General features: G+C 64.7%; 1 protein-coding gene and 1 pseudogene. Both read left to right on the top strand.

Annotated elements, in window-relative coordinates:
- A pseudogene (locus ACSFA3_RS24735) lies at nucleotides 1-286 on the top strand (ABC transporter ATP-binding protein); the annotation flags it as partial.
- Nucleotides 264-1,165 (top strand): ABC transporter permease (locus ACSFA3_RS24730; RefSeq protein ID WP_435508007.1); only part of this gene is annotated, 902 nt, incomplete at its 3' end. The pseudogene ACSFA3_RS24735 and the gene ACSFA3_RS24730, both read left to right, overlap by 23 nt.

Below are 1,165 nucleotides of genomic sequence, written 5' to 3'. Positions count from 1 at the left end.
CGACGAAATGACGCGCATCAAGCTCAACAACGACCTGCTGGCCATCTGGCGCGAGCACCGCTTCTCGGTGGTGTTCGTCACGCACAGCGTGTATGAGTCGGTGTATCTGTCGAACCGCATCGTGGTGATGGCGGCGCGGCCGGGCCGCGTGATCGACGAGATCCGCATCGACGAACCCTATCCGCGCGGCGAAGAGTTCCGCACCTCGAGCCGCTACAACGCGCACTGCACTGCCGTGTCGCAATCCTTGCACGGAGCCCTGCATGGCCTCGACATCGATCACTGAGCCCGTCGCCCTCGCGGACGTCAATGCCAATGCGGATGCGGACGCGGCGCCATCCGAGGCCTCGCTGCGCGCGCACGAAGACAGGCTGCGCCGGCGCGAGTCGCTGCTGCGCATCGTCGTGCCCGCGGGCATCGTCGTGCTGCTGCTTCTGATCTGGGAATGGACGGTTCGTGCCAACAACATTCCGCACTACATCCTGCCCGCGCCCTCGCTCATTCTTCGCACGCTGTTCGACAACTGGGATTCGCTGTCGAGTGCGCTGTGGTTCACGGTAAAGCTCACGCTGCTCGCGCTCGCCGCGGCCATCGTCGGCGGCGTGCTGCTGGCCATTGCGTTCGCGCTCTTCAAGTGGGTGGAGATCGGCCTGTTCCCGATCGCCGTGATCCTGCAGGTCACGCCGATCATCGCGATTGCGCCGCTGATCCTGATCTACGTTTCGAGCACCACGGCGGCGCTGCTGCTGTGCGCGTGGATCGTGGCCTTCTTCCCGATTCTGTCGAACACGGTCATCGGCCTGAAAAGCGCGGACAGCAATCTTCGCGACCTGTTCCAGCTCTACAAGGCCTCGCCGTGGCAGACCTTCCGCTACCTGCTCGCGCCCAGCGCACTGCCGTACTTCATGGCGGGCCTGAAGATCGCGGGCGGGCTGAGCCTGATCGGTGCGGTGGTGGCCGAGTTCACGGCCGGCACGGCGGGCAAGGAAACGGGTCTTGCATCGCGCATTCTCGAATCGAGCTTCCGCACCGAGATTCCGATGATGTTCGCGGCGCTGGTCGTGATCGTGCTGGTTGCTGCGTTGCAGCGCGCCAGCAACGTGTCGATGCTCGCGGAGCGCTATGGCGCCGACAACGGACGCATCGCGCGGATCATCCTCTGGAC

It is taken from the genome of Variovorax glucosi (assembly GCF_051216695.1).
GTDB lineage: Bacteria > Pseudomonadota > Gammaproteobacteria > Burkholderiales > Burkholderiaceae_C > Variovorax.
Note: the sequence above shows the minus strand (reverse complement) of the source record. Positions and strands in the feature narration are given on the sequence as shown.